This window comes from Pseudoalteromonas nanhaiensis (assembly GCF_051235485.1).
Classification (GTDB): Bacteria; Pseudomonadota; Gammaproteobacteria; order Enterobacterales; family Alteromonadaceae; genus Pseudoalteromonas; species Pseudoalteromonas lipolytica_C.
This window is the reverse complement of record NZ_JBPNYQ010000021.1, coordinates 16,597-43,244: the sequence shown is the minus strand read 5'-3', so window position 1 is coordinate 43,244 and position 26,648 is coordinate 16,597. Positions and strand designations below refer to the sequence as shown.

The following is a 26,648-nucleotide window of genomic DNA, read 5'->3' as shown; positions in this document are numbered from 1 at the left end:
ATTTGCAATGACCTGCTTGCCTTTCAGGATTCATCCCGAAAAGAAAAACAAGAGCTTTTAGATTTCCATCAATTCAGCTTCTTTCGCTGTTAATTGTGTATCCATCTCTTTGATGAACTTATCTGTAAGCTTTTGGATTTCGTCTTCTGCTTGACGCGCTTCATCTTCAGAAATTTCTTTGTCTTTCAATAAGCTCTTAATGTCGCCATTTGCGTCACGACGAATGTTACGAACAGCAACACGGCCGCCTTCAACTTCACCACGTACAATTTTGATAAGGTCTTTACGACGCTCTTCAGTAAGTGGAGGAAGTGGAACACGGATCACAGTACCAGCAGACATAGGGTTTAAACCTAAATCTGATGCCATTATTGCTTTTTCTACCGCTTGCGCTAATGACTTGTCGAACACGCTGATTGCAAGTGTACGCGAGTCTTCAATTGTTACATTAGCTACTTGGTTTAGTGGCGTGTCAGCACCGTAGTAAGACACTTGAATACCGTCAAGTAATGCAGGGTGAGCACGGCCTGTGCGAATTTTAGATAATTGACTGCCTAGTGCCGCAACACTTTTTTGCATACGTTCTGACGCATCTTTTTTGATATCGTTAATCACGGTTCAATCCTAATCTATTTATTAATTTCATCCGAGGCTTGTGAAGAGATAAGCGTTCCTTCATCTTCGCCCATAATTACACGCTTAAGCGCGCCTGATTTATTCATGTTAAATACACTTAAAGGCATATTATGATCACGGGCAAGCGTGAATGCCGCTAAGTCCATAACCTTTAGTTCTTTATCAATGATCTCATTGTAGCTTAAGTGGCGATATAATGTCGCGTCTGGGTTTTTCACTGGGTCATCTGAATAAACACCATCAACTTTTGTCGCTTTAATTACGGTATCAGCTTCAATTTCAATACCGCGTAAACACGCTGCAGAATCAGTGGTAAAGAATGGGTTACCTGTGCCTGCAGAAAAGATAACAACACGACCAGACTTTAATAAGCTGATAGCTTCTGCCCAGTTGTAAGCATCACACACGCCATTTAATGGAATGGCAGACATTAAGCGACAATTTACAAATGCACGATGCAGAGCATCACGCATTGCCAAACCATTCATTACCGTAGCAAGCATACCCATGTGGTCGCCCACTACGCGGTTCATACCTGCTTCTGCTAATGAACCACCACGCAAGAAGTTACCGCCACCGATAACTAAACCTACTTCTACGTCGAGCTCTACAAGTTCTTTAATTTCTTGAGCCATACGGTCAAGTACTTTCGGGTCGATGCCGAAGCCTTCGTCTCCCATTAATGCTTCACCGCTAAGTTTAAGAAGAACACGTCTAAAAATAGGTTTACGATTGATAGTCATAATATTTGGGCCAGCCTTAATAATGAGATAAAAAATAACCGCGCTATGGTTACACATAAAACGCGGTTATTTTAAAGAATTTTCATCAGTGACGCAAAAGCTAATAACAGATTAATTTCATCTAATTGTCCTACGTCACTAAGTTAGAAAATTACTCGCCTTTTGCAGCAGCGATTTGAGCAGCTACTTCAGCAGCGAAGTCTTCTTCTTTACGCTCGATACCTTCACCAACTTCTAAACGGATGAAGTTAGTAACAGTTGCGCCTTTCTCTTTAAGAATTTCGCCAACAGTTTTCTTAGGTTCCATGATGAAAGCTTGACCAGTAAGAGAGATCTCACCAGTGAATTTCTTCATACGACCAACAACCATTTTCTCAGCGATTTCAGCAGGCTTGCCTTCGTTCATCGCGATGTCGATTTGAACTGCTTTTTCTTTTTCAACAACGTCAGCTGGTACGTCTTCTGGGTTTACGAACTCAGGCTTAGACGCAGCTACGTGCATAGCAACTTGCTTAAGTGTTTCTTCGTCAGCTTCACCAACTACAACAACACCGATACGGTCGCCGTGGCGGTAAGAAGAAAGTTTGTCACCGTCGATGTACTCAACGCGACGAACATTGATGTTTTCACCGATTTTAGCAACTAGTGCAACACGCGTTTCTTCGAACTGTGCTTTAAGTGCATCGATGTCTGCTTTAGATTCTGCAGCAGCGTCTAATACTTCATTCGCGAAGCCAAGGAAGTTTGAATCTTTAGCAACGAAGTCAGTTTGACAGTTAACTTCAAGAAGCGCAGCGAAACCGTTACCTTCTTTGATTAAGATTGTACCTTCAGCAGCGATGTTACCTGCTTTTTTAGCAGCCTTTGCAGCACCGCTCTTACGCATGTTTTCAATCGCTAACTCGATGTCACCGTTAGTTTCAGTTAACGCTTTTTTACAATCCATCATGCCAGCGCCAGTACGCTCGCGTAATTCTTTAACTAGGGCAGCAGTTACAGCCATTAGAATATCCTCAATTGAATTCTGTTATAGGGAAGCGGTATGGGCCGCTTGACAAGAATAACAAGTCTTCACCTTGATTAGATGAAGACTTGATGACAGCTAATTATTCAGCTTCTACGAAGTCGTCTTTTTCAGCTTGAGCAACGATGTTGTTCTCACGACCTTCAGTGATCGCAGCTGATACAGCGCCAGTGTAAAGTTGAATAGCACGGATCGCATCGTCGTTACCAGGTACGATGTAATCAACACCGTCTGGGTTAGAGTTAGTATCAACGATAGCAACAACTGGAATACCTAGGTTGTTAGCTTCACGGATAGCGATGTGCTCGTGGTCTGCATCGATAACGAAAAGTGCGTCAGGAAGACCGCCCATATCTTTGATACCACCAAGGCTCTTTTCAAGCTTTTCCATTTCACGAGTAAGCATTAACGCTTCTTTCTTAGTTAACTTCTCGAAAGTACCGTCTTGGCTCTGCGCTTCAAGGTCTTTAAGACGCTTGATTGATTGACGAACTGTTTTCCAGTTAGTCAACATACCACCTAACCAACGGTGGTTTACGTAGAACTGCTCGCTTTGAATAGCTGCTTCTTTAACTGCTTCGCTTGCTGCGCGCTTAGTACCAACGAAAAGTACTTTACCTTTGTTAGAAGCTGCGTTCGATAAGAACTTAAGTGCTTCGTTGAACATTGGTACAGTTTGCTCTAGGTTGATGATATGAACACGGTTACGAGCGCCGAAGATGAAAGGCTTCATCTTAGGGTTCCAGTAACGTGCCTGGTGACCAAAGTGAACACCAGCTTGAAGCATATCGCGCATTGAAACGTTTGCCATTTTATAATCCTCTATAATTTAGGGTTAGGCCTCCACATATCCCATAGCACCAACACCGTAGTTAATTTGTAACTTAAGTGCACCCAAGTGTATGTGACGATACGTGTGTGTGTTAAAATAAAATTGTGTTTGTCTTAAATACAAAAAATCAGTTAAGAATTTATTTGTAAAAAGACGGCGCGCTTTATACCATATTAAAATTGAAAACTCAACGTCTAGTGCAAAATTTGTGCACTAAAAACTGACCTGAAAAACAACTTTGGAGCCTCAATGAGTGCTGTGATCAAGACCCCTGAAGAAATCGAAAAAATGCGTGTTGCCGGGCGCTTAGCCGCCGAGGTACTTGAAATGATAGAACCGCATGTGGTGCCAGGTGTAACCACAGATGAACTAAATACAATTTGTCATGATTATATTGTTAATGTTCAAGATGCTATTCCAGCACCGCTTAATTATCACGGTTTCCCAAAATCAATTTGCACCTCAGTGAACCATGTAATTTGTCACGGTATTCCGAATGACAAACCGCTCAAAGAAGGTGATAGCGTAAATATTGACGTTACTGTGATCAAAGATGGTTATCACGGTGATACTTCTAAGATGTTCCATGTAGGTACACCTAATATTCAAGGTAAGCGCCTTGCGGATATCACGCAAGAAAGCCTATACCTTGCTATTAAAATGGTTAAACCTGGCGTGCGCTTAGGTGATATCGGTGCTGCAATTCAAAAGTACGCTGAAAGCTTTAACTATTCAATTGTTCGCGAATACTGTGGTCACGGTATTGGTGCTGAGTTCCACGAAGAGCCACAAGTAATGCACTATGGAAAAGCAGGTACTGGCGAAGTATTGAAAGCTGGTATGTGCTTAACAATCGAGCCAATGGTCAATGCCGGTAAACGTCAGTGTAAATTACTAAAAGACAACTGGACAGTTGTAACAAAAGACCGTTCTTTGTCTGCGCAGTGGGAACACACACTACTAGTGACTGAAAATGGTGTTGAAATTTTAACGCTCCGATCAGATGATACTATCGACAGGATCATCGAACACTAGGAGCCAGCCCCTGTGGCATTACCCAATAAAGTAAAAAAGTTGCTCAGCCAAGCTGAGCAACTTAGCGATTATCGCGACTGTTCTAGTTATTTTTATAAATGGCTACAGAACGAATTCTCAAAACAACCCGTTAGCAACTTAATTAATGCCCGTGCTGAGTTTATCGACCGCTTATTAATTAAACTGTTTCATGATTACGACCTTGCTCACGAAAGTGACTTAGCACTTATCGCTGTGGGTGGATATGGTCGTGGCGAACTACATCCCTACTCCGATATCGACTTTATGCTGCTGGTTAGTGAACAGCCCAGTGAAGCCGTATGCGAGAAAATTGGCCAGTTCGTCACCATGCTTTGGGATCTTAATTTAGAAATTGGTCACAGCGTTCGTACAATAGAACAAGCATTAGAACAAAAACGCGAAGATGTGACATTTGCCACCAGCTTGCTCGAAAGCCGATTAATTTTTGGTAATCACATTGAATTTGAAAAACTCAAAAATCATTTGATTGATACACCAATTTGGCGCTCAGACGAATTCTTTTTGGCAAAAGTACAAGAACAAAGTTTACGCCATAAAAAATGTCATGGTACGGCTTATAATCTTGAACCAAACATCAAAGAAAACCCAGGTGGCCTGCGCGATTTACAGACCATTATTTGGGTAGCTAAAAAGCACTTTAGAGCCGAAACATTACAAGAATTAATAAATCACGGCTATCTTACTCACGAAGAATACCAAGAGCTTTCTGAATGTTTAGAAAACCTTTGGAACATTCGTTTTGCGCTGCACATTGCTGCGGGGCGATCTGAAAACCGTTTACTGTTCGACCACCAACCTCACGCAGCAGAAATTCTTGGCTTTGGTAGTGAAGGTAAGGCCTCAGTTGAGCGCATGATGAAGCGCTTATTCCGTATTATGAGCCGCGTGCGTGAACTCAACCAAATGCTACTTTCATACTTCGAGCAAAGTATTTTGCCAGGTGCCGGTGAGTTACCAGTGGTTGAGCTTGACCGTAACTTTGAACGTATTGGCCATCAAATTCGCGTAAAAAACCCGTCGGTATTTTTCCGCCGAGATCAGCTATTTGTGTTGTTCGAGCATATTGCTGATAACCCTGAAATTACCCATATCTACCCAAGTACTATACGCACAATGCGTCAAGTACGTCGCCGGTTACTGGGTGATTTACAAGATTACGCCGCTTGCCGTGAAGCATTTTTGCGCTTAATTAAACACCCAAATGGTATGGGTCGCGCATTTACCTTAATGCACAAGCACGGCATTATCGCGGCCTATTTACCGCAGTGGCGTAATATCTTTGGGCAAATGCAATTTGATTTATTCCACGCCTATACCGTAGATGAGCACACCCACAAACTAATCAACAATATTTATAAATATTTTGATAAGTCAAAAGTCAGCGAGTTTCCGCTTTGTAGTGAAATCGTCACTCGCATGGATAAACCTGAGTTACTTTATTTAGCGGGTATATTCCATGATATCGCCAAAGGCCGTGGCGGCGACCACTCTGAACTTGGCTCGGTTGATGCGATTGCGTTTGCTAAATTGCACCGTTTCCCATCATCAGACGGCAAGCTTATTTCATGGTTAGTGGCTAATCACTTACTTATGTCGGTCACTGCACAGCGTAAAGATATTAATGACCCAGACGTAATTAAAGACTTTGCAAGCAAAGTGAAAAATGAGCGCCAGCTAGATTATTTATACTGCTTAACCTTGGCCGATATTCGTGCCACTAACGATAATCTATGGAACGATTGGAAAAACACCCTACTACGTGAGCTGTATTTACATACCCAGCGAGCACTGCGTTTAGGTCTTGAAAACCCAATGGATCAGCGAGACCAGATTCGTGATAAAAAACAGCAAGCCAAGCAGCGCTTATTGAATCACGGCTGCAATGAAGATCAAATCGACTTAATTTGGAGCCGCTTTAAAGCGAATTATTTTACCGCCTTTAGTGAGCAACAAATTTCATGGCAAACAGAGCACTTATTAAATTGTGAAGATTTAAGCCTACCAAGTGTCACTGTTTCTGACACCGCAATGCACGGGGGGACGCAAGTATTCGCTTACAGCCCATACTCAGGGGGTTTATTTGCACGCTTGGTGAGTGTAATTGGTTCGAAAAAAGCGCAAATCCAACATGCCCAGGTGTTAACGACTAAAGATGGCTATGTGATTTTTAGCTTTGTTATTTTAGAAGTTAATGGTGACCCGATTGCAAGTAGCCGTGCGCAAGGCATTAAGCGTGCATTAGAACTTGCGATTAGCGATCCGAAAAAGAAAATTCGCATCAAAAAGAACCGCTCACAGCGCTTTAAAGACTTTAATATCAAACCAAAAATTGTGCTTAGACCGCATGCTCGTAAAGATCGCAGCTTAATTGAAATCCAAGCGGTGGATATTCCGGGTCTATTAACGAAAATTGCTGAAGTATTTCAAGCACACTTATTACATATTCATGCCGCGCGGATCACCACTGTTGGTGAACGTGCAGAAGATTTCTTCGTGGTATCAAATAACGAATACCAAGCATTAACAGACGAAGAACAGGCTAAAATTCATCAAGCATTGCGTAAAAAACTCAACGCAGAAACCGAATAAGAGGATCTTATGTCAGATTTAAAAACCATGATCGAAAACGCCTGGGACAACCGCGATAGCATCAGCCCAAGCACGGTATCAAGTGAAGTAAAGCAAGCGATTATCGATGCGCTTGAATTACTTGATAGCGGCGCTGCCCGTGTTGCTGAAAAAATCAGTGGTGAGTGGGTTGTACATCAATGGTTGAAAAAAGCGGTGCTACTGTCTTTCCGTATTCGTGATAACCAACCTATGAGCGATGGTGTTAATCAGTTTTACGACAAAGTACCACTTAAATTTAGCGACTACACACCAGAGCAATTCCAACAAGGCGGGATGCGTGTTGTGCCTAATGCAGTGGCACGTAAAGGCAGCTTTGTAGGTAAAAACGTGGTGCTAATGCCATCTTATGTCAACATTGGCGCTTACGTTGATGAAGGTACGATGGTTGATACATGGGCAACGGTTGGCTCATGTGCACAAATTGGTAAAAACGTTCACTTGTCGGGCGGTGTAGGCATTGGTGGTGTACTTGAGCCACTGCAAGCAAACCCAACGATTATCGAAGATAACTGTTTTATCGGTGCACGCTCTGAAATTGTTGAAGGCGTTGTGGTAGAAGAAGGTGCGGTTATTTCAATGGGTGTTTACATCAGCCAAAGCACGCGCATCTATGACCGTGAAACAGGCGAAACTCATTACGGCCGAGTACCAGCCGGTGCAGTTGTTGTTCCAGGCTCTCTACCGTCAAAAGATGGTTCGCACAGCCTATACGCTGCTATCATCGTGAAAAAAGTTGACCAGCAAACTCGCGAAAAAGTAGGTATTAATGCCCTACTTCGCTCGATTGATGAATAACAAAACTGAGCTGTAAGTTTAAAAATTCAAGAAGCGCGATACTAATTAGTTTCGCGCTTTTTTATTTGTAATGCAGTGATTTTTAGTTAGTTTGTTGAGATATACTGACAAATATGTTTTAGTATAAAAAACAAACAAAAATAATAGAAAAATGTTTAAGTCTTTTCGGAGTTTCACTCACACGGAGTTATTTTATTACACAGGTCTATTCTATCTTGTGGCAATCTTGCTGTTTGTATCACGCAGCTACCTATACGAATTGTTTGTAACCGATTCGAATTCACACCGCGCTGAGGTCAAAAAACTTGAAGTTGCTTTAACATCGCATGTTCGTAAAGAATATGTGTTTGAAGCATTGCAAACAACGTTAGATGGCCTTGCAACCCCAGATCGAGTTGCAGTTAAAATCCAGTGTTATACATCTTTCTGTGATGTTAGTTTCACTAATCCCTTTATCACCATTAACAACCACAATCACTACAGTGCAGAAGTAAAACGTCTATTTGAGCAAAACGTTACTACTCTACGCCAAAAGGATACTGCTAACTAGTTTCGCACTTTTTTACTTAAAACTGAGCGCTTAAGACTTAAAGCTCCCTGTTAAATTGTTACATCTTATTTCAAATACACATTTTATCGCGAATTAACGGCTATTCAGCGTTACTCCTGACATACATTTCATTTACCTCACTGGCACTTTTTTTACATCGCACTACAATGCACACAAACTGATTTTGGAACACACACAATGAACCTGACACGTAGTTCGCTGAAGAACCCTGCGAGTGTTATTGTCATCTTGGTGTTGATTATGTTGTTTGGCATGTTAAGTATTTTTAAGTTGCCAATTCAGCTCACACCAGATATTGAGCAACCGCAGATCACTATTTTCTCTGGCTGGCGCCAAGCTGCACCTGAAGAGATTGAATCAGTGATCATTGAACCGCTCGAGAACGCGGTAAAAAACACCCCGGGTGCGCTCGAGGTTAATACTTACATTAACCGTGGCAATGGCTCTATCACGTTAACTTTTGCTGTTGGGCAAAACATGCAACAGGCGATGCTTGATGTATTAACTAGCCTTAACCAAGCGCCACCTCTGCCGTTAGATGCATTTGATCCTGTGGTTTTTGCTGGCGGTAATAATGGGGAAGCCGCTGCAACGTTACTGGTCACTCCAAAAGATTTTAATAGCGACAGCCTTGATTTAGACATGGCGCAGTTCCAAAAACAAATTGATGAATTTGTTGAGCCCCGTTTGGCACGTATTCCTGGTGTTGCTCGCGTTGACTTAGCCAGTGAACGACCAAAAGAATTACGTATTACCTTTGACCCTCACAAAGCCGCAGCACTTGGCGTCAGCCTGGACCAAATCAGTAATGTATTAGCCAGCTCACGCGATACCTCAGGTGGTCTTGCCAATGTTGGCCGTCGTCAATATACAGTTCGCTTTACGGGGCAATATGATTTATCGAGCATGGCACAAATGCGCGTTGGCTATTCAGGCGATAGACCTATTTACCTTGGCGATATCGCAAGTGTAGAGCGCACTTTTTCTGACCGTTTAGGGATGAGTGGTCGAAATGGTAAACCCGCGTATTACATTCGTATTTCGCGCGCTAACGAAGCCAACACCGTTGCGCTACTTGATGACATTAATCTTGCCATTAAAGAACTAAACGAAGGGCCGCTGGCTGAAAATGGCTTAGCGATTGAATTAAGTTTTGATGCCTCAGTGCATATTCGTAATGCCTTGTCGTTGGTTAAAAGTAACTTAGGTCTAGGTGTTTTGCTGTCGTGTTTAATCTTGTGGTTGTTCTTTAGGGGCTTAAAGGCCACGTTTGTGATTGCAGCGACAATTCCTGTCTCTTTGTTAGTCGCGTTTTTAACGTTGAATATTTTTGACCGCAGCTTAAATGTTATTTCACTGGCCGGCCTTGCCTTTGCTGTTGGCTTAGTACTTGATGCCGCCATCATAGTGCAAGAAAATATCGCAAGGCTCAGAAGCGAAGGCTTTGATAGTAAAAAAGCAGCGCTAAAAGGCGCTGCTCAAGTAACAGGTGCCTTATTTGCCTCAACCACCACCAGCGTTGCTATCTTCTTGCCAATTTTATTTATGGCAGGTATTGAAGGGCAGTTATTCTCTGACTTAGCGCTCACCTTATCCATTGCTGTAATTGCCTCGATGATTTGCGCAATTACACTGATTCCGTTGGCTAACCACTTTTGGCCAGACAAAGAGCTAAAAGCGGATCCTTATCGTGAATATTGGCATAAGCTGACTAACTTCATCATGGCGCTTACCAATACCCGCGTTAAACAAATAGTGTGGATAGTGTCGTTATTAGGTGGCTCACTCGTCGCGACCATGACCATGCTCCCGAAAACTGATTTTATGCCGCGAGCACCAACCGATGGCTTTTTCTTTAACCTAAATACCCCACCTGGCGGCAATGTACAGTTTATGGAAGAAGAGCTACTGATGCGTATCAAAAAGCGCTTAATGCCTTATTACACAGGTGAAAAAGAGCCGGGGATAAAAGATTTTAACTTTTATGCATTTGGCGCAAATGCTGGCGGTTTTATTTATTCTGCCGATCCACAACGTGTTGAAGAATTAATGAAGGTCGCCCGAGAAGAAATCTTCATCGATTTACCCGACACCCAAGTATTCTTCTTTAGAGGGTCGATGATCCAAGTTGCTAATGGCGGTGATGGTCGCAATATCAATATCGATTTAACTGGCCCGAATATGGACGAGCTAATAGCCGGTGCTAATGTGGCGCTGCAAGCTGTCACCGAAGCAATGCCGAATGCCACAGCAAGGCCACAACCACGACTCGATATGGCAGAGCCAGAGCTTAGGCTCACACCCAACGACCGTCGTATAACCCAAGCAGGGCTGACTCGTCGTGACGTATCTCAAGCAGTGCAAGCCTATACAGGCGGGTTATTTGTTAATGAATACTTTGATGGCAACGAACGCATGAACGTGATTTTGCGCGGCATACCGTGGCAAACCCCTGAGGAGCTTAAAGCACTGCCCATTGTAACCCCGCAATCAGGTATTCAAACTTTAGGGGAGCTTGCCAATATTGAGCGCACCGTAGGCCCAACCCAGCTTAGACGTGTTAATGGCCGCCGTACCGTGAGTATTGTTGTCACACCACCAGCAGACATGAGCTTGCAACAAGCGCAAACTATTCTCTCAGAGCAAGTTATGCCAAAAGTTCGTGCAAGCTTACCCGACAGCTCTGGCGCGATTTTGGCGGGTAACGCACAAAAGATGAATTCGGCCATGCAAGAAATGACAATCAACTTTATCTTGGCTCTGTTTATTTTATTCTTGCTAATGACCGCATTGTTTAAGTCAGCCAAAGACAGCGCGTTAGTTTTACTCGTCATGCCATTGGCAATTGCAGGCGGTGTACTAGCCCTATTTGTGCTTAACCTATTTACCTTCCAATCGCTCGACTTACTGACCATGATTGGCTTTATTATCTTGCTGGGTCTGGTGGTAAATAATGCCATTTTATTGGTTGACCAAACCCGTGTTGCGATGGCCGCAGGACTCAGCCGAGAAGACGCCGTTCGCCAAGCAGTACTACTGCGCGCAAGACCCGTTTACTTAAGTACCTTAACCAGCTTATTTGACATGCTGCCACTGATGCTAATGCCGGGGGTAGGATCAGAAATTTACCGTGGTCTTGCCACTGTGATTGTCGGCGGCATGGCTATTAGCGCCCTATTCACCCTGATATTAATGCCAAGTTTATTGCAACTTGGCAGACAATTGCCGCCCGTTAATAACAAACAGCAACCAGAAAAAACGCCTTTAAGCTTGGTATCGAATCAATGAGTATTAAAACAATGAACACACCTTTTCGTAAATTAACCGCTCGCTTTTGTGCGCTATTCAGCTTTATCGCATTTAACGCCTTCGCAGTCGTACCGGTTACAGTAGAAACCGTCACACAAGCTCCGCTAACAAGCGAAATTGAAGTTAGCGGCACTTTGTATGGCAAAGATGATGTAACCCTAACAGCAGGCGTTAGCGGCCGTTTATTATATGTTGTTGAGCCAGGTACTCTGGTTAAAAGTGGCGACACCTTAGTTCGTATGGACACCTTACCGCTTGAACTTGAAAAAGCACGCCAGCAAGAAATGCTCAATCGCGCCAAAATAAACTTACGTTTATATCAACAAGAGCTCGCTCGTTTACAAAAACTCGCCAAAGCCAGCAGTGCTGCAGCAAGCCAAGTCGATGATATGCAAAATAAGCATGACCTTGCGTTATCTGATATTGCACTGGCGAAGGTTGAATTAAAAGTAATAGACGATCAGCTTTCGCGTGCAACCGTTCGCGCCCCATTTGATGGCGTGATCAGCGAGCGTTTTAAACGCGCTGGTCGCGAAATAAATCGTGCTGATGAACTGGTCACCCTGCTTGATATTAATAACTTAGAAGTACGTTTGTACGTGCCTGTTAAATACTTAAAGTTTTTACACAAAGGCATAGAGTTACCAATTCAAGCCGGCGACTTATCAGCCCCAGATATGACAACAGCCACCGTAACTGCGGTGATCCCATCAACCGATCCGCGTTCACAAACCGTAGAAGTACGTGCCTTACTAGCAAATGATGCCGAACAAACATGGGCAATTGGCCAACTAGTAGATGTAGCCGTGCCACTAAAAAGCAAAGGTGATGTACTCCTGGTGAATCGCGATGCACTGATCTTACGCAAAAAAGGCACCCATATCGTCAAAATCGACAACGACAACAAAGCCCTGCAAATTCCCGTAAAAGTCGGTAATGGTAAAGATAAACTGGTTGAAGTCACCCCGACTTCTAACATCACCTTAAATGCGGGCGATAAAGTCGCAGTACGCGGCGCCGAGCAACTACAAACCGGGCAAGAAGTCGAAGTTCAGGTAAAGCAATAACTAGTTAGCTATGTAAGTAATAGACTGCCGGCAAATGAATATGTCGTGAGCTGGCAGTTATAGCTATTTCAAAAATTAATACCAACACTTCTTCACTTTACTGCAAACAGCCAACCCCTTTTAATGAAATTTCTTGAGTATTCGCGCCGCTTTGGTTTTTATGTTGAATGATTAAACGTGAATCTTGGCTAGTAAACGTAAAGGTTCCGAGCCAAGGTAGCTGGGCAATTGGTTGCAGGTGGTAAAAACCATTGGCATCAAAGCATATAAATGAAAACTCATGATGTACCGGCGCAAATACGCCATAATCAGCAGTAAATACAGCAATGTTATCTTGCAGCATAAAGTGTTTCGCTTGCGTGCCCGCCACCAAATACCAAAAGCATATTGCTGTCATCATCACCACTTGTAAACCGCCGAGTAAAAAGACTGCAAACTTAATAATACGGGTCGATTTACTGGCTTCCATATAAAGGCGCTTTGCTTTAAGTAATAACCAAAGCCCAATGGCAACCATAGTGAGCTTTACAATCATCAGCGCTACGCCTATTTGGTACATCAGCTTAGGGCTGTGCCATTGAATACCAAATGTTTGCGGGATAAACAAACTATCCATTAAGGGCAGCAAAATGAGTAGGAATGGCAGAATAAGCGCTTTGTTTTTCATTCTTTACTTTTCTAGTGTTCTTGCATAGATAAGAGCCTAATGTTAATTCTTGGGCTCTAAAAAAGCAAAAAGGCGCAACCTGAGGTTACGCCTTTTATCGTTCTGGGCAGAACTTAAAAATTACAGTGCAGCGAATACATCGTCTGTTTTAGCGGCACAGATAAAATCATTCTTGTGTAACCCTTTGATAGAGTGGCTCCACCAAGTAACAGTTACTTTGCCCCACTCGGTTAACAAACCTGGGTGGTGACCTTCTTCTTCAGCCATATCGCCCACTTTATTAGTGAACTCAAGTGCTTGCTTGAAGTTTTTAAACTTGTAAACACGCTCTAATTGCATAATGCCGTCGCGCACTTCAGGAACCCAATCTGGGATCATTTTGATCAATTCTGCTAATTCAGCATCAGAAACTTTTGGCGCATCCGCACGACACGCTTCACACTTTTGTGTGCTTAATGAAGACATTATAAATCCTTAACTTGCTAATTTTTCTTTAGGAGGAAACTTTGGCTCATGTAGCCCTAATTCTTTTGCTTTACTCACCAGCGACATGATATCCATTTGTGAAATATCAAATAAATCATTGATTGAGTTTATGGTGTAGTAAACAGGCTGCATAATATCAATACGATAAGGTGTACGTAATACATCTAGCACATTCATCGCATTGATTTCAGGCTTATCTGAATACACATACTGTGTTTCGCCTGGGCTCGATAAAATACCACCACCATAAATACGCAGACCCTGTTCGGTTTGCATTAAACCAAACTCAACAGTAAACCAGTACAGGCGCGCTAAATAAACACGATCTTTCTTTTCAGCGGCATAACCTAACTGACCATATTTGTGCGTAAACTCAGCAAATGCTGGGTTGGTAAGCATGGCACAATGGCCAAAAATCTCGTGGAAGATATCTGGCTCTTGTAAATAGTCAAACTCTTCACGACTGCGAATAAAGGTCGCAACAGGGAACTGCTTATTTGCTAATAATCGAAAGAACTCATCAAAATCAATCAATGCTGGAACAGGCGCCACTTGCCAGCCCGTTGTTTCGAGTAGCACTTCGTTGAGTTCGCTAAGTTGTGGAATACGATCTGTTGGTAAATTAATTTTCTTAAGGCCTGCTAAATATTCGTCGCAGGCTTTACCTTCAATGCAAGCGAGTTGGCGAGCAACTAGCTCAGACCATATTTTATTTTCTTCTTCGCTCCAATGGATAACCCCATTTTCATCAGGTTGCTTGGAGGTGTAATTACTTGCTTTAGCCATAATAACCTTCTTCGTTAAATCTTGATCAGCATTGATCAGAATCTCATTAACTTGTTAAGACGATACTATGTAAAAGTAAGCTAAATTTTAATAGTTTTGGCTGTTTCTAAGGTTTGCAGAAACAGCCTTAACGTAAAGTTAAAATTACAGCAAAAGATCTAAAAGTTTACACACCCCGCTTTTAAAGGTTTTAAGGCAAGCAAAACCGTAAACTTAAAATTACAAGCTAACCAATGAATGTAAATGCAGTTTTAAGATCGTTAATAATGTCGTTAACATCCTCTAGACCAACTGATAGTCGAATTAGACCATCACTTATCCCAGCTGCTGCTCTTTCTTCTGGTGTATAAGGCGAATGTGTCATCGATGCAGGATGTTGAATGAGGGTTTCAGCATCTCCTAAACTGACCGCCAGAGTGCAAAGCTGGGTGTTATTTATGAATGTTTCGCCATCTTCTAGGCTGCCTTTAATTTCAAAGGCAATAACACCACCAGCGGCTTTCATCTGTGAGCCAATAAATTGATGACCCGGATGTGATTTAAGTCCTGGGTAATAAACTTGGCTAACTAGCGGGTGTTGCTCTAAATATTCAGCAACTATTTGGGCACTCGCACAGTGACGCTCCATGCGCACAGCAAGGGTTTTTAAACCACGATTAATTAACCATGCATCATGAGGGCTAATCGTTGCACCAATATCTTTTAGCACCGTCATTTTGATTAGGTTGATATGCTCCTCTGTGCCACACACAAGCCCTGCTACCACATCACCATGGCCATTTAGGTATTTAGTTGCGCTATGCACCACAATATCAATACCAAACGAGGTCGGTTGCTGTAGCAAAGGCGTTAAGAAGGTATTGTCGATAACACTTATCAATTGATGCTGCTTGGCAACATCAGCAATTAAACTTAGATCAAGCACCGCCATGGTCGGATTAATTGGCGTTTCTGCAAAAATCATTTTTGAATTGGCTTTTACCGCACCGCGAAGTTCAGCTTCATTGGTCATATCAACGAAAGTGACTTCGATACCAAAGCGTGGCAACATGTGAGCAAAAAATGCAAAGGTACAACCGTATAACGCACTTGATGCGACTAGGTGGTCACCTTGTTGTAAAAAGCTAAGCACAGACGCAGACACGGCTCCCATACCGGTCGCTGTTGCAGCCGCTGCTTCACAGTTTTCTAACTGAGCCACTTTTTGTTCTAGCTCTTGCGTTGTTGGGTTACCTAAACGGGTATAAATAAAGCCCTGCTCTTCACCGGCAAATCGGGCTGCACCTTGGGCGGCATTAGCAAAGGAGAAGGTAGAGGTTTGGTAAAGTGGCGCACTCAGTGCGCCATGTGGATCATTTGGTTTTTCTGGACCATGAATACATTGTGTATGTAAGTGATGCTTAGTCATTGTGTGTTCTCGTTTTTATTATCAGTACTTCATACTCATAAATAAAACGTAGATACCCACAATGCACAAGCATGCCGGATGCTCAGATGGCTAAATATCACTCAGCTGTTTTTATTAACTGTACACAAAAGTTGTCATTTTGTATTTTCGGTCTCTTTGTCACCCGTGCGTGAGGCAATTTTACGGGCAATACTATTGGCGGTTTCTTTCAGCAAACTGCGCTTATGCTCTAAACGAGGTAACGGGCGGCTAAGCTCCATCGCTTTATACCCTATACGCGCAGTAAAAATACCTGCACTTAGCCCTTGCGCTGCACGGCCCGACAATTTCCCCAGTAATTCAGCGCTTAGTGCCGTCGCAGCTAAATCTGAGACTAACTCTGCACTACCAACAAACAGCACCTGTTTCACTAATAAGCGATACAATTTAATACGGCTTGCATAACCAAAACCAATACCGTAAATACGGCCAATTTGTTCAATGAGCTTAGTGCCACGCCATAGCACCGCCATCATATCGACTAAAGCCAGAGGGCTTAGCGCAACCAATAAACCAGACTCAGTAGCAAAACGGTTAATCAGTTTTTTTGCTTGCTGATCTTGGCTGACCAATAAGCTATCGGCATATAAGGTCATGATTTCTTTATCGGTATGGTGACTTGCTATTTGCTGCTTAAACTCTTCAAACCCTGTAAGCTCCTGATGTTTATTAAGCTTTTCTAGCCACGGCAGTGCTTCTCCTACTTGCTCGCTATTGAGTAAGCGGTCGGCCTCGGTACGATGCAATTGATTACGCTTTAAGCTTCTTAGCATGCGGTACTCGCGCCAAATAACACGGGCAATCAGTAGCACACCACTTAGAACAGCCGTTAAATACACCGAACCTAAAATAATTGATTGCTGAAACGTCACAAACAATGACATCGCAAACTCAAGTAACACTAAAACTAAAAAGCTAACAACAAACACCCCTTTTAGGGTTTGCCATTTCGACTTTTTATACACAGGCTCAAGCTCAATGCTATCTTGCTGATCTTCTTCAGTGTCGATAAATTCGGCGTTTTCTATGACTTTAGCAACAGTTAACTCCTCTGTAGGAGCTTCGTTACTTGCAGAGCTTGAAATACGACGACCAGCCTGAAAGTTCATCTCCTTTGGTTGCTCACTCATGTTAGTTTATCTCCTATCAGGTACTGCATGACATGATCTAAACGAATATGCTTTAACCGTTTATCAGGGCATGGCAGTGGCGAAAACGATAAGAACTCAAAGCCTTGTTTTGGCCACTCTTGTTTGTTTAGAAGGCGTGATGGTGGCTGCGGCGGTAAATACGTTAGCCATTCTTGCTCGCCCAAAGGTTTGCCATAAATACAGGCTAACTGCTGGCCTTTTTCAGCCACTTGGCGCGGCTCTGTAGCGCAGATAGATGACATTGCCATGGTTTCGATTTGCACGCCTTCGAACTTTAAGTGATTCGTTTGGTCATGCACGATAGAATCAAGCAATAGCGCTAAATCTTTATGATATTGCGCACTAATATGATCTGACTTATTGGCCGCAAATAGCAACTTGTCGATGTTTGGTTTAAACAAACGTTTAAAGAAGCTTGCTTCACCATAATTAAAGTGCGCCAGCAACTGGTTAATAACACGACTTTGCTCATGCAGCGTTTCGCTACCTTCATTCAAGGCACTGAGCACATCCACCAGCACAATTTGTCGGTCAAAATGACGAAAATGCTGCTCGTAAAAAGGTTTTACAACCTCTTTTACATAGGCCTTATAGCGCTTTTTAAGATGCGCTAGATTTGACCCTTCGGTTATATCGTCAGGCACATTCGCAACCGGGAAAAACTGTAATAACGGCGCGCCTTTTAGCTCACCGGGCATCAGCATGCGACCAGGTTGTAACATGGCAAGTTTGGTGTCTTTTTTAAGGCCAAGCAATAGCTGCTGATAGAGCGCAGCAACATCAGCAAGTTTACTTTCATCAACACTGGCTGATAAATCAAGTTCAGCAAGGGCTGTTAAAAATGGCTTAGCCTTTTCGTTACGGGCTGTTTGCTGCAACAGTGAGTATTGTGACTCACACCAATCAGCAAATGATTGCTCTAGCATTGGTAAATCAAGTAGCCATTCACCTGGGTAATCAATAATGTCTAAATAAAGTGTTGATTGCGGTGCGAAGTGACCACGTAGCCCCGAGTTACTTTGGTACTTAATTGCTAAACGTAGTGTATTTATACGCTCGGTAGAGGCAGGCCATGTTGGCTCACCTTCAACAGGTAACAACGCCGATAATGCATTGTTATATTCAAATGTCGGTATTGTCAGTGCTTGCTGCGGCACTATTTTTGTGGCGATATGACGCTTTTCGCGCATCACATCAAAAAAAGGTAAGTTTTTTTCGTCAGCTTGACTTGTTAGGTGTTTAACTAAGGCGGTAATAAACGCGGTTTTGCCACTGCCACTTAACCCTGTGACGGCTAACTTCACGTGTTGGTCTAAACTACGATGAAGGGCTTTTTCCGCTTTATTTTTTAACGAATTAAAGGTGTTCTTTGCAAATGATTGGCTCATAAAGTGTCTGGCACCTTATTTGCGCTTGGTATCACGATGCAAACAAGGTGCGTTTATATCCTTTAAAGTTTGTTGATTTCACGGCTAACCGTAAATTCTGTTGATGTGACATAGCGTTCCATCTCTTGTAAACGACCATCAACTCGAGCAAGACGATCTTTTAAGTCTTGCAATGCACGGCGAGGTGGTTCCCCTTTTTGCCATACTTTAAATTTTACTTCAAGCGGGTCTTGGTGAATGCTATCTGCGCTTTTCACTGTTTTTTCAGTTGGTTTTTTATCTAAAATAAACCACGCTGCGATATAAGCAACAACAATAAACGGGCCGCCCGATAATAGTACTGCTGTCACCACTAAAATACGTACCAGCCAAAGCTCCATGTTGAAGTAATCGCTGATACCTGCGCATACACCTGCTATTTTGCCACGCTCAGGGTCTCTAAATAATTCGCGTTTGGTACTCATACTTTACGTCTCCACTGTGGAGCCTCTTGGTCTAATAAGGCTTCTAAGGTTTCAACACGCTCTGCCATTTTGTCTGCTTTTTGTGCAAGCTCTAACAGTTGGCGGTGCTCATGTTCACTTAAACCTTGGCTAACTTGCTTTTTACTACGGTAATGCAAAATTAACCAAAGTGGGGCAACAACCACCATAAAAACGATAATGGGTGCCATCAAAACTTCTGCATCAAACATGCTACTCTCCTGTCAATCCGTCATGTGTTTAAGCATTGGGGGACACGCCCCCATTTATTATTTTTTATCTGCTAGTTTTTTCTTAAGCTCAGCTAGCTCATCATCAATCTTTTCGTCTTGCTGAAGACCAGCAATTTCGTCAGCTAATGATTTTTTACCAAGATCATAAGACTCTATTTGTGATTCTAGACCATCGATCTTGTTTTCGTAACGTTCGAAGCGGTTTAAAGCGTCTTCGACTTTTGAGCTGTCGAGTGCTTTTTTAACTTCAAGACGAGACTCAGCAGAGCGTTGGCGTAAGATGATTGCTTTTTGACGCGCTTTTGCATCAGCTAGCTTCTCTTGTAACGTGCTTACTTCTTGCTGTAGTTTCTCGATGTGAGACTCTACATGTTCAAGCTCAGTTTCAACTGCTGCGACTGCATCTGCTGACTTTTGCTTTTCAATCAGTGCTGCACGTGCTAAATCATCACGGTCTTTACTGAGTGCTAATTCAGCTTTTTCTTGCCAATCTGCAACTTGAACTTTTAACGTGTCAACGCGACGTACTAGCTCTTTTTTCTCAGCAAGTGTTTTTGCTGATGTAGAGCGAACTTCTACTAATGTATCTTCCATCTCTTGGATGATCAGGCGAACCATTTTTTCTGGGTCTTCTGCTTTATCTAAGATGGCATTGATATTAGAATTAACGATGTCTGCAAAACGTGAAAAAATTCCCATAACATTTACCTCTTTGGTGTTTTAACTTAATCAGTTGGTATATCTAGTATCAATATGCTTGCCAACTTTTATAAACCTAGAATAACCAAATAAATTCAAATAGTTAAACTAAATTTATAAATTTCTTTAGTTCTCAAAGATAATGAAATACACTAGATCTTAGTAAAAATGACTAAGAGTTAGGGAATATGAGCCAATTTCGCCAACAGGATAACTTACTCGGCCAATCTGACAGTTTTTTAAGTGTGCTTGATCAAGTTTCACAACTAGCAAGTTTAGAAAAGCCTGTCCTTATTATTGGTGAGCGCGGTACGGGTAAAGAACTTATTGCTGCCCGTTTGCACTTTTTATCTAAGCGTTGGGATCAAAACTATATAAAGCTTAACTGTGCAGCGCTTAACGAAAACCTGCTCGAAAGCGAATTATTTGGTCATGAAAGCGGCGCATTTACCGGTGCTAGCAAACGTCACGAAGGCCGCTTTGAGCGTGCTAACGGCGGTACGCTATTCCTTGATGAATTAGCCAATACCTCTGCAATGGTGCAAGAAAAACTTCTACGCGTTATTGAATATGGCGAATTTGAGCGCGTTGGTGGTAAGCAAACGGTTAAAGTAGATACTCGTTTAGTGTGTGCCACCAATGAAGACTTACCTACGCTTGCTGAACAAGGCGAATTTAGAAGCGACTTACTTGACCGTCTTGCGTTTGATGTTATTACCTTGCCTCCACTTCGTGAACGCCAAGAAGATATCATGCTACTAGCAGAACAATTTGCAATTAATATGGCTCGCGACCTTGAATGGGAGCTATTCAGTGGCTTTACTCGTAGCGCCATCGAAACACTGCAATCTTATGAGTGGCCCGGTAATATCCGTGAGTTAAAGAATGTGGTTGAACGTAGCTTATATCGCCATGGTAATGAACATATTCCCGTTCACCAGATTATTTTAGACCCATTCGCGAGTAAATTTAGACCTAAACAACGGGTTAAAGCTGCGGTTGCAAGTGCTCCAGTTGCTAGTGTCGAACATGCCGCCCCTATTGCTACAGTTCAAAATCAAGAAACGGTGACACTGAATAAACCTGAAATTCAATTTCCTTGTAATTTAAAACAGCTATCAAATGACTTTGAGATAGATGTGATCAAAAAAGCACTCGAACATAGCCAATTTAATCAAAAGAAAACTGCAGAACACTTAGAATTAACGTATCATCAATTACGTGGCTATTTGAAAAAATACAATTTATTAGATCAGCAGCAATAGTTAGAGGCTAATCAGGTGTTTAAACCGTTACTTGCTTTGTCTTTGGTGTGCTTAGTCGGCTGCCTAGACAGCGAAGAAAAAACCACAGAACAAAAAAACCAGGGCTTAGTCTATTGCGCTGAAGCAAACCCTGTGTCGTTTAATCCACAAGTTACAACGACAGGTTCGACTATCGATATTATCGCTAATCAGTTGTATGACCGCTTGCTGAGTATTGATCCTGTCACCGCTGAGTTTCAACCTGAGTTGGCAAGTGATTGGAAAATTAGTCCTGATGGTAAAGCCATTACCTTTACACTTCGTAAAGGGGTAAAGTTTCATACTACAAAATACTTCACTCCTACTCGGGAGTTTAATGCTGACGACGTTATTTTTACCTTCAGTCGCCTATTTGACGTATACAACCCTTATCACTTTGTTGGCGATGCCAGTTACCCTTATTTTCAAAGTGTGGGTATTGATCAGCTAATTCGTCGCATAGTCCGTGTTTCTGATTATCAAGTACGGTTTGAGCTCTATAATGCTGAAAGCAGCTTTTTAGCAAACCTTGCAACCGATTTTGCCGTGGTGTTATCTGAAGAATACGCCATGCAGCTTAAAGCACGAAACCAAGAAAACTTATTTGACCAATACCCAGTGGGTACCGGGCCTTATGTGTACAAAGAGTATCGTCGCGATCGTCTAATTCGCTATTATCGTCATCCCGATTATTGGAAACACCCAGTAGTACTTGAGCAATTGGTGTATGACATAACACCAAACGGCACAACACGGGTTGCGAAAATGCTCACTAAAGAATGCGATGTAACTGCGCACCCTAGCAGTGCACAGTTGAGTATTTTATCGCAGCGAGACGACATCACTGTGCAAAAAGAGCAAAACTTAAATATTGGTTATTGGGCCTTTAACACTGAGCGACCACCTTTTGATGACGTACGCGTTCGTCAAGCACTGGCCAGTGCCATCGATATCGACAAAATAATGCAAGCGGTTTATTACGGCAACGGCATTAAGGCGCAGTCATTACTGCCTCCGGCCTCTTGGGCATTTGAAGCGCAAAAAGCCATGCCTGAATTTAACCCTGCACTTGCCAAAACATTACTTGCCGAAGCAGGCTATAAAAATGGCTTTGATATGAATATTTGGGCCATGCCGGTAAGCCGTATTTATAATCCCAACGCACGTAAAATGGCAGAGCTAATGCAAAGCGATTTACGCAAAATTGGTGTGAACGTTAATATCGTCGAGTACGAGTGGAATACTTTTTTACAACGGGTTGGCGAACACCGCCACGACAGCGTTTTACTGGGCTGGGCTGCCGACACTCCTGACCCTGATAACTTTATGAGTCCTTTATTAAGTTGTACTGCTACCTTTAGCGGTAAAAACCCAGCTAACTGGTGTAACCCTGAATTCGATTTATTACTGACCCAAGCGCTTGATACCACTGATTTAGAAAAGCGTAAGCAATTTTATAATCAGGCACAGCGTATTATCGTGCAAGAACTTCCTATTTTACCGATAGCCCATGGTATGCGCTTTCAAGCTGCAAGTAGCGATGTTAAAGGTATCAATTTAAGCCCGTTTGGCGGTATATCACTGGCTAATGCGAGGAAAGAATAATGATACTCGATTATATTCTTCGCCGCCTAGCGCTATTAATGTTTATGATGCTGACTCTGAGCGTCTTTACGTTTTCATTAAGTTTTTTATTTCCCGGTGATGCCCTTACTAACTTAAGTGGTATTACAAACAGTACCTTTTCACAAACTAATGCGCTTGAAGAAAGGTTTCATTTTACTGAAAACTATGTGGTGCAGTATTTTGCATTCTTAGAGCGAATTATTCAGGGCGATTGGGGTGTCTCTTTTGCATCTGGCGAGAGTGTTTTCCAACACATAAAAGACCTATTCCCTGCCACACTTGAATTAAGCCTTTATGCGTTATTTGTATCTGTGGCCGTTGGTGTGCCAAGCGGTATTATAGCATCAGCCTACTACAAGCGTTGGCCTGATAAACTGATTAACTCTGGCACGCTTATTGGCTATTCGATGCCAGTGTTTTGGCTCGCGCTGCTATTAATCATGGTTTTTTCACTGCAACTAGGCTGGTTTCCTATGTCTGGTCGCATGGGCTTACTTTACGAAATAGAGCCGGTTACTGGCTTTATTCTTATTGATATTATTGCGACTGATTTTCCCTATCACGGCATGGCATTTTTAGATGCGCTACATCATCTAACACTGCCAACAATTGTCCTTGCAATGTACCCAACCACCGTACTGGTGCGCTTTACCCGTGACTCGATGCTTAAAGTTTTAGATCAAAGCTACATTAAAACAGCCCGTGCAAAAGGCTTAAACCGTGCACAATTAATCCTCCACCATGCGCTTCGTAATGCTCTTTTACCGGTTATCAAACAAATTGGTTTACAGTTTAGTACTTTGATCACCCTTGCAATGATCACCGAAGTTATTTTCTCATGGCCGGGCATTGGTCGTTGGTTAATAGACAGCATTTATCAAAGTGATTACCCCGCAATTCAAGGTGGGTTGTTGGCTGTGTCTATGTTTGTAATTTTAGCAACTATCGTTGCCGAGTTAACCTATACCCTTTTCGACCCACTCTCGCGGAATCAAGCTCATGGCAAAGTTTAATTTATTCTCTGAAGAGTCGAATAAATCGCCACTAGCGCGATTTTGGCGGAAATTCAAAAATAACCACCCAGCCCTTGTTGGCTTATGGTTGTTTATTGCTTTTGCACTACTGGCGATTTCAGCACCACTACTTGCGCCATATGGTGTGAATCAACAACATAGCGACGCCCTATTGCTGCCTCCCTCATGGCATGACGCAGGCGATGTGCGCTTTTTATTAGGTACCGATGATTTAGGCCGGGATGTGTTATCACGACTAATGAATGGCGCAACCTACACTTTTGGTTTGTCGGTTGTTGCGGCCTTAATTACTACTGTGATTGGCGTGTTAGTGGGCACCTTTGCAGGTATCAGCCGTGGTATTCGCTCAAGCTTTTTGAACCACTTACTCGATATTACCTTATCAATTCCATCGCTGTTGCTGGCCATCATTATTATTGCAATTTTAGGCCCTGGCCTGATGAATACCGTTTGGGCGATTATTTTAGCCTTATTGCCACAGTTTATTCATTCGGTACGTAATTTGATTGTTGAAGAACTCAACAAAGACTACATTACAGCGTTTAAACTTGATGGCGCTTCAAACTGGCATATTCTTGCTCGTGGGATCTTTCCGAACATTTACGAACACATTGTGGTTATTTTTACCATGGCGCTCTCTACAGCCATCTTGGATATCTCGGCACTTGGCTTTTTAAAACTGGGGGCACAGCCACCCACTACTGAGTGGGGAGCAATTTTGGCAGAAAACCTTGGTTTAATTTACCTTGCCCCTTGGACTGTAGGCTTACCGGGCGTATTATTATTTTTAGCGGTACTGTCTACCAATTTAGTGGGTGATGGGTTACGCCAAGTGCTTAAAGAACGTAAGGCCGACTAACTATGCAATTACTCGACATTCGCAATCTAACGATAGAGTTACGCACCTCAGATACCGTTATTCGTGCGGTTGATAGGGTCAGTTTGACCTTAAAAGAAGGTGAAGTACACGCATTAGTTGGTGAATCAGGTTCAGGTAAAAGTCTCATCGCTAAAGCTATCGTCGGCGTGTTAAATAAACGTTGGCATATTACGGCTGATCGCATGCACTGGCGTGGTGTTGACTTAATGCGTTTATCAAACGAACAGCGCCGTAAACTAGTTGGTCAAGACATTGCAATGATTTACCAAGATCCAAGCCGCTGCCTTGACCCAACTGCCAAGATATTTGACCAAATTGCCGAAACTTTACCTACACAAGCGACCAGTGGCTTTTTCTTAAAACGTAATAAACAGCGTAAAGACAGAGTAAAAGCGTTAATCCACAAGGTAGGTATTAAAGATCATAAAAAGGTACTCGACAGCTACCCTCATGAGCTCTCTGAAGGTATTTGTCAAAAAGTGATGATTGCCATGGCCATTGCGCGTACCCCAAAACTATTGATTGCCGATGAGCCAACTACCGCCCTTGAGAGCACCACACGTGCGCAAGTATTTAGACTATTAAAGAGCTTGAATCAGCTAAAGAATATGTCGATTTTGATGATCTCTCACGAGCTTGAAGAGATTATTGAGTGGTCTCACGGTATGCATGTTTTGTACTGCGGACAAATGGTTGAAGCAGGCCCTACGAACCGTATTTTTAGCCAGCCACATCACCCCTATACACAAGCGCTATTAAAAAGCTTACCTGACTACGAACAAGGCCTTGCTCACAAAGAACCTTTTTATGCGCTTAAAGGCACAATACCTACATTGCAGCATTTACCAATAGGCTGCCGACTAGGGCCGCGCTGTCCGCAAGCGCAAAAAGAATGTGTGGTTACACCAAAATTAACTAAACACCATAGTCACAGTTATGCCTGTCATTTTCCGTTAATTAAGGCGATGAAATAATGCAACCGCTGCTAAAAGTTCAAGCGTTATCGAAAAGTTTTAACTTGCGAGCAGGTTTGTTTGCTCGAAAACGCTTTTCTGTTTTAAAAGATATTTCGTTTTGCTTAAGCCAAGGTGAGACCATTGCTATTATCGGTGAAACCGGCTCAGGCAAAAGTACTCTTGCAAAGTTATTAGCGGGCGCTGACAGTGCCGATAAAGGACAGATATTGCTCGATGGTAATATTATAGAAAATGATGGTATACGTGATAACGACTGCCGCCACATTCGCTTGATTTTCCAAGATTCTGAGGCGTCATTAAATCCGGGTTTAACTATTGGCGACATGCTGAACGATTGTTTACAGTACAACACTGATTTAAACAAAGATGAGCGAGAAGAAAAAATTAAACAAACTCTCGCAAAAGTGGGCTTGCTGTTAGATCATCAACATTATTACCCACACATGTTTAGTAGTGGCCAATTGCAACGTATAGCACTTGCACGGGCTTTAATTTTAGATCCCAAGGTTGTAGTGCTTGATGAAGCGTTATCGTCTCTAGACCCTTCTGTGCGCGCACAAACGGTAAACTTATTACTACGTCTCCAAAAAGATACTGGACTTAGCTATGTGCTTATTACCCATCATCTAAGTCTGGTGCGCCACATCAGCGACCAGCTCGTAGTACTTGATCACGGCGAGATTGTTGAATACGGCCAAACCGAAGCAATTTTCCAAGACCCACAATCTAAAGTAACACAGAAATTGTTGAACTGCTGACATTGAAGTGTCAGCCGTAAACTTTAAATTTAATTCGGCGTTAAACGCCCCCCTTCGCGAGTATGT

25 protein-coding genes are annotated in these 26,648 nt (G+C 42.6%); 12 read left to right on the top strand and 13 right to left on the bottom strand.

Features of this window, described 5'->3' with window-relative positions; all coding sequences use genetic code 11:
• Positions 1–57 precede the first annotated feature (57 nt).
• From frr to rpsB, 4 genes are all read right to left on the bottom strand, one after another.
• Complete coding sequence (frr, locus tag ACSFVZ_RS16085) at positions 58–615, bottom strand: ribosome recycling factor (protein WP_135924007.1); 558 nt, start codon at positions 613–615, stop codon at positions 58–60.
• A 14-nt stretch (positions 616–629) separates the two neighbouring features.
• Positions 630–1,379 (bottom strand): UMP kinase, encoded by a 750-nt coding sequence (gene pyrH, locus ACSFVZ_RS16080; protein WP_135924006.1) that lies wholly within the window; start codon positions 1,377–1,379, stop codon positions 630–632.
• A 151-nt stretch (positions 1,380–1,530) separates the two neighbouring features.
• Positions 1,531–2,382, bottom strand: a complete 852-nt coding sequence (gene tsf / locus ACSFVZ_RS16075) for a translation elongation factor Ts (RefSeq protein WP_135924005.1) — start codon at positions 2,380–2,382, stop codon at positions 1,531–1,533.
• A gap of 103 nt (positions 2,383–2,485) precedes the next feature.
• A complete protein-coding gene (gene rpsB, locus ACSFVZ_RS16070; protein ID WP_054562046.1) occupies positions 2,486–3,214 on the bottom strand; it encodes a 30S ribosomal protein S2 in 729 nt (242 codons plus the stop codon).
• A 246-nt stretch (positions 3,215–3,460) separates the two neighbouring features.
• On the opposite strand from rpsB, the gene map reads away from it, so the two are divergent.
• From map to ACSFVZ_RS16040, 6 genes are all read left to right on the top strand, one after another.
• Positions 3,461–4,270: a type I methionyl aminopeptidase gene (map, locus tag ACSFVZ_RS16065; RefSeq protein WP_268833789.1), complete on the top strand. Its 810-nt coding sequence runs from the start codon at positions 3,461–3,463 to the stop codon at positions 4,268–4,270.
• A gap of 12 nt (positions 4,271–4,282) precedes the next feature.
• Positions 4,283–6,901, top strand: coding sequence for a [protein-PII] uridylyltransferase (gene glnD / locus ACSFVZ_RS16060; protein ID WP_135924003.1), 2,619 nt, complete (start codon positions 4,283–4,285; stop codon positions 6,899–6,901).
• 9 nt (positions 6,902–6,910) lie between these two features.
• Complete coding sequence (gene dapD / locus ACSFVZ_RS16055; protein ID WP_063706839.1) at positions 6,911–7,738, top strand: 2,3,4,5-tetrahydropyridine-2,6-dicarboxylate N-succinyltransferase; 828 nt, start codon at positions 6,911–6,913, stop codon at positions 7,736–7,738.
• A 217-nt stretch (positions 7,739–7,955) separates the two neighbouring features.
• On the top strand, positions 7,956–8,288 hold the full coding sequence (locus ACSFVZ_RS16050) for a hypothetical protein (RefSeq protein ID WP_138558151.1): 333 nt from the start codon (positions 7,956–7,958) through the stop codon (positions 8,286–8,288).
• A gap of 198 nt (positions 8,289–8,486) precedes the next feature.
• On the top strand, positions 8,487–11,597 hold the full coding sequence (locus ACSFVZ_RS16045; protein ID WP_435559218.1) for an efflux RND transporter permease subunit: 3,111 nt from the start codon (positions 8,487–8,489) through the stop codon (positions 11,595–11,597).
• An 11-nt stretch (positions 11,598–11,608) separates the two neighbouring features.
• Positions 11,609–12,685, top strand: a complete 1,077-nt coding sequence (locus ACSFVZ_RS16040; protein ID WP_435559233.1) for an efflux RND transporter periplasmic adaptor subunit — start codon at positions 11,609–11,611, stop codon at positions 12,683–12,685.
• A 97-nt stretch (positions 12,686–12,782) separates the two neighbouring features.
• Here ACSFVZ_RS16040 and ACSFVZ_RS16035 read toward each other — a convergent pair whose 3' ends face one another.
• From ACSFVZ_RS16035 to pspA, 9 genes are all read right to left on the bottom strand, one after another.
• A complete protein-coding gene (locus tag ACSFVZ_RS16035; RefSeq protein ID WP_435559217.1) occupies positions 12,783–13,352 on the bottom strand; it encodes a hypothetical protein in 570 nt (189 codons plus the stop codon).
• A gap of 120 nt (positions 13,353–13,472) precedes the next feature.
• Complete coding sequence (locus ACSFVZ_RS16030; protein ID WP_036969771.1) at positions 13,473–13,817, bottom strand: 4a-hydroxytetrahydrobiopterin dehydratase; 345 nt, start codon at positions 13,815–13,817, stop codon at positions 13,473–13,475.
• Between the two features lie 9 nt (positions 13,818–13,826).
• Positions 13,827–14,624 carry a phenylalanine 4-monooxygenase gene (phhA, locus tag ACSFVZ_RS16025; RefSeq protein WP_054553132.1) on the bottom strand — a complete coding sequence of 266 codons (798 nt, stop codon included), beginning with the start codon at positions 14,622–14,624 and terminating at the stop codon, positions 13,827–13,829.
• A gap of 226 nt (positions 14,625–14,850) precedes the next feature.
• Positions 14,851–16,032, bottom strand: a complete 1,182-nt coding sequence (gene megL / locus ACSFVZ_RS16020) for a methionine gamma-lyase (protein ID WP_199525863.1) — start codon at positions 16,030–16,032, stop codon at positions 14,851–14,853.
• A 134-nt stretch (positions 16,033–16,166) separates the two neighbouring features.
• On the bottom strand, positions 16,167–17,201 hold the full coding sequence (locus tag ACSFVZ_RS16015) for a TIGR01620 family protein (protein WP_435559216.1): 1,035 nt from the start codon (positions 17,199–17,201) through the stop codon (positions 16,167–16,169).
• A complete protein-coding gene (locus ACSFVZ_RS16010; RefSeq protein ID WP_435559215.1) occupies positions 17,198–18,610 on the bottom strand; it encodes a YcjX family GTP-binding protein in 1,413 nt (470 codons plus the stop codon). The genes ACSFVZ_RS16015 and ACSFVZ_RS16010 overlap by 4 nt, the downstream gene beginning before the upstream one ends.
• A 62-nt stretch (positions 18,611–18,672) precedes the next feature.
• Entirely contained in the window at positions 18,673–19,074 is a 402-nt protein-coding gene (pspC, locus tag ACSFVZ_RS16005; protein ID WP_135923996.1) for an envelope stress response membrane protein PspC, read from the bottom strand.
• The gene (gene pspB, locus ACSFVZ_RS16000; protein WP_036969793.1) at positions 19,071–19,304 is read right to left on the bottom strand and encodes an envelope stress response membrane protein PspB; all 234 of its coding nucleotides are present in this window, start codon (positions 19,302–19,304) and stop codon (positions 19,071–19,073) included. The genes pspC and pspB overlap by 4 nt, the downstream gene beginning before the upstream one ends.
• A 57-nt stretch (positions 19,305–19,361) precedes the next feature.
• Entirely contained in the window at positions 19,362–20,024 is a 663-nt protein-coding gene (gene pspA, locus ACSFVZ_RS15995) for a phage shock protein PspA (RefSeq protein ID WP_135923995.1), read from the bottom strand.
• Positions 20,025–20,212: 188 nt separating this feature from the next.
• Here pspA and pspF point away from each other — a divergent pair, with 188 nt between their 5' ends.
• From pspF to ACSFVZ_RS15965, 6 genes are read left to right on the top strand one after another with little or no spacing between them, the layout of a single operon-like run.
• Positions 20,213–21,289, top strand: coding sequence for a phage shock protein operon transcriptional activator (gene pspF / locus ACSFVZ_RS15990; RefSeq protein WP_135923994.1), 1,077 nt, complete (start codon positions 20,213–20,215; stop codon positions 21,287–21,289).
• Between the two features lie 15 nt (positions 21,290–21,304).
• The gene (locus tag ACSFVZ_RS15985; RefSeq protein WP_135923993.1) at positions 21,305–22,912 is read left to right on the top strand and encodes an ABC transporter substrate-binding protein; all 1,608 of its coding nucleotides are present in this window, start codon (positions 21,305–21,307) and stop codon (positions 22,910–22,912) included.
• Complete coding sequence (locus ACSFVZ_RS15980; RefSeq protein ID WP_435559214.1) at positions 22,912–23,946, top strand: ABC transporter permease; 1,035 nt, start codon at positions 22,912–22,914, stop codon at positions 23,944–23,946. The genes ACSFVZ_RS15985 and ACSFVZ_RS15980 overlap by 1 nt, the downstream gene beginning before the upstream one ends.
• A complete protein-coding gene (locus ACSFVZ_RS15975; RefSeq protein WP_135923991.1) occupies positions 23,933–24,826 on the top strand; it encodes an ABC transporter permease subunit in 894 nt (297 codons plus the stop codon). Before ACSFVZ_RS15980 ends, ACSFVZ_RS15975 begins: the two co-directional genes overlap by 14 nt.
• 2 nt (positions 24,827–24,828) lie before the next feature.
• A complete protein-coding gene (locus ACSFVZ_RS15970) occupies positions 24,829–25,821 on the top strand; it encodes a peptide ABC transporter ATP-binding protein (RefSeq protein WP_135923990.1) in 993 nt (330 codons plus the stop codon).
• Positions 25,821–26,582: an ATP-binding cassette domain-containing protein gene (locus ACSFVZ_RS15965; protein WP_135923989.1), complete on the top strand. Its 762-nt coding sequence runs from the start codon at positions 25,821–25,823 to the stop codon at positions 26,580–26,582. The genes ACSFVZ_RS15970 and ACSFVZ_RS15965 overlap by 1 nt, the downstream gene beginning before the upstream one ends.
• Positions 26,583–26,648 lie beyond the last annotated feature (66 nt).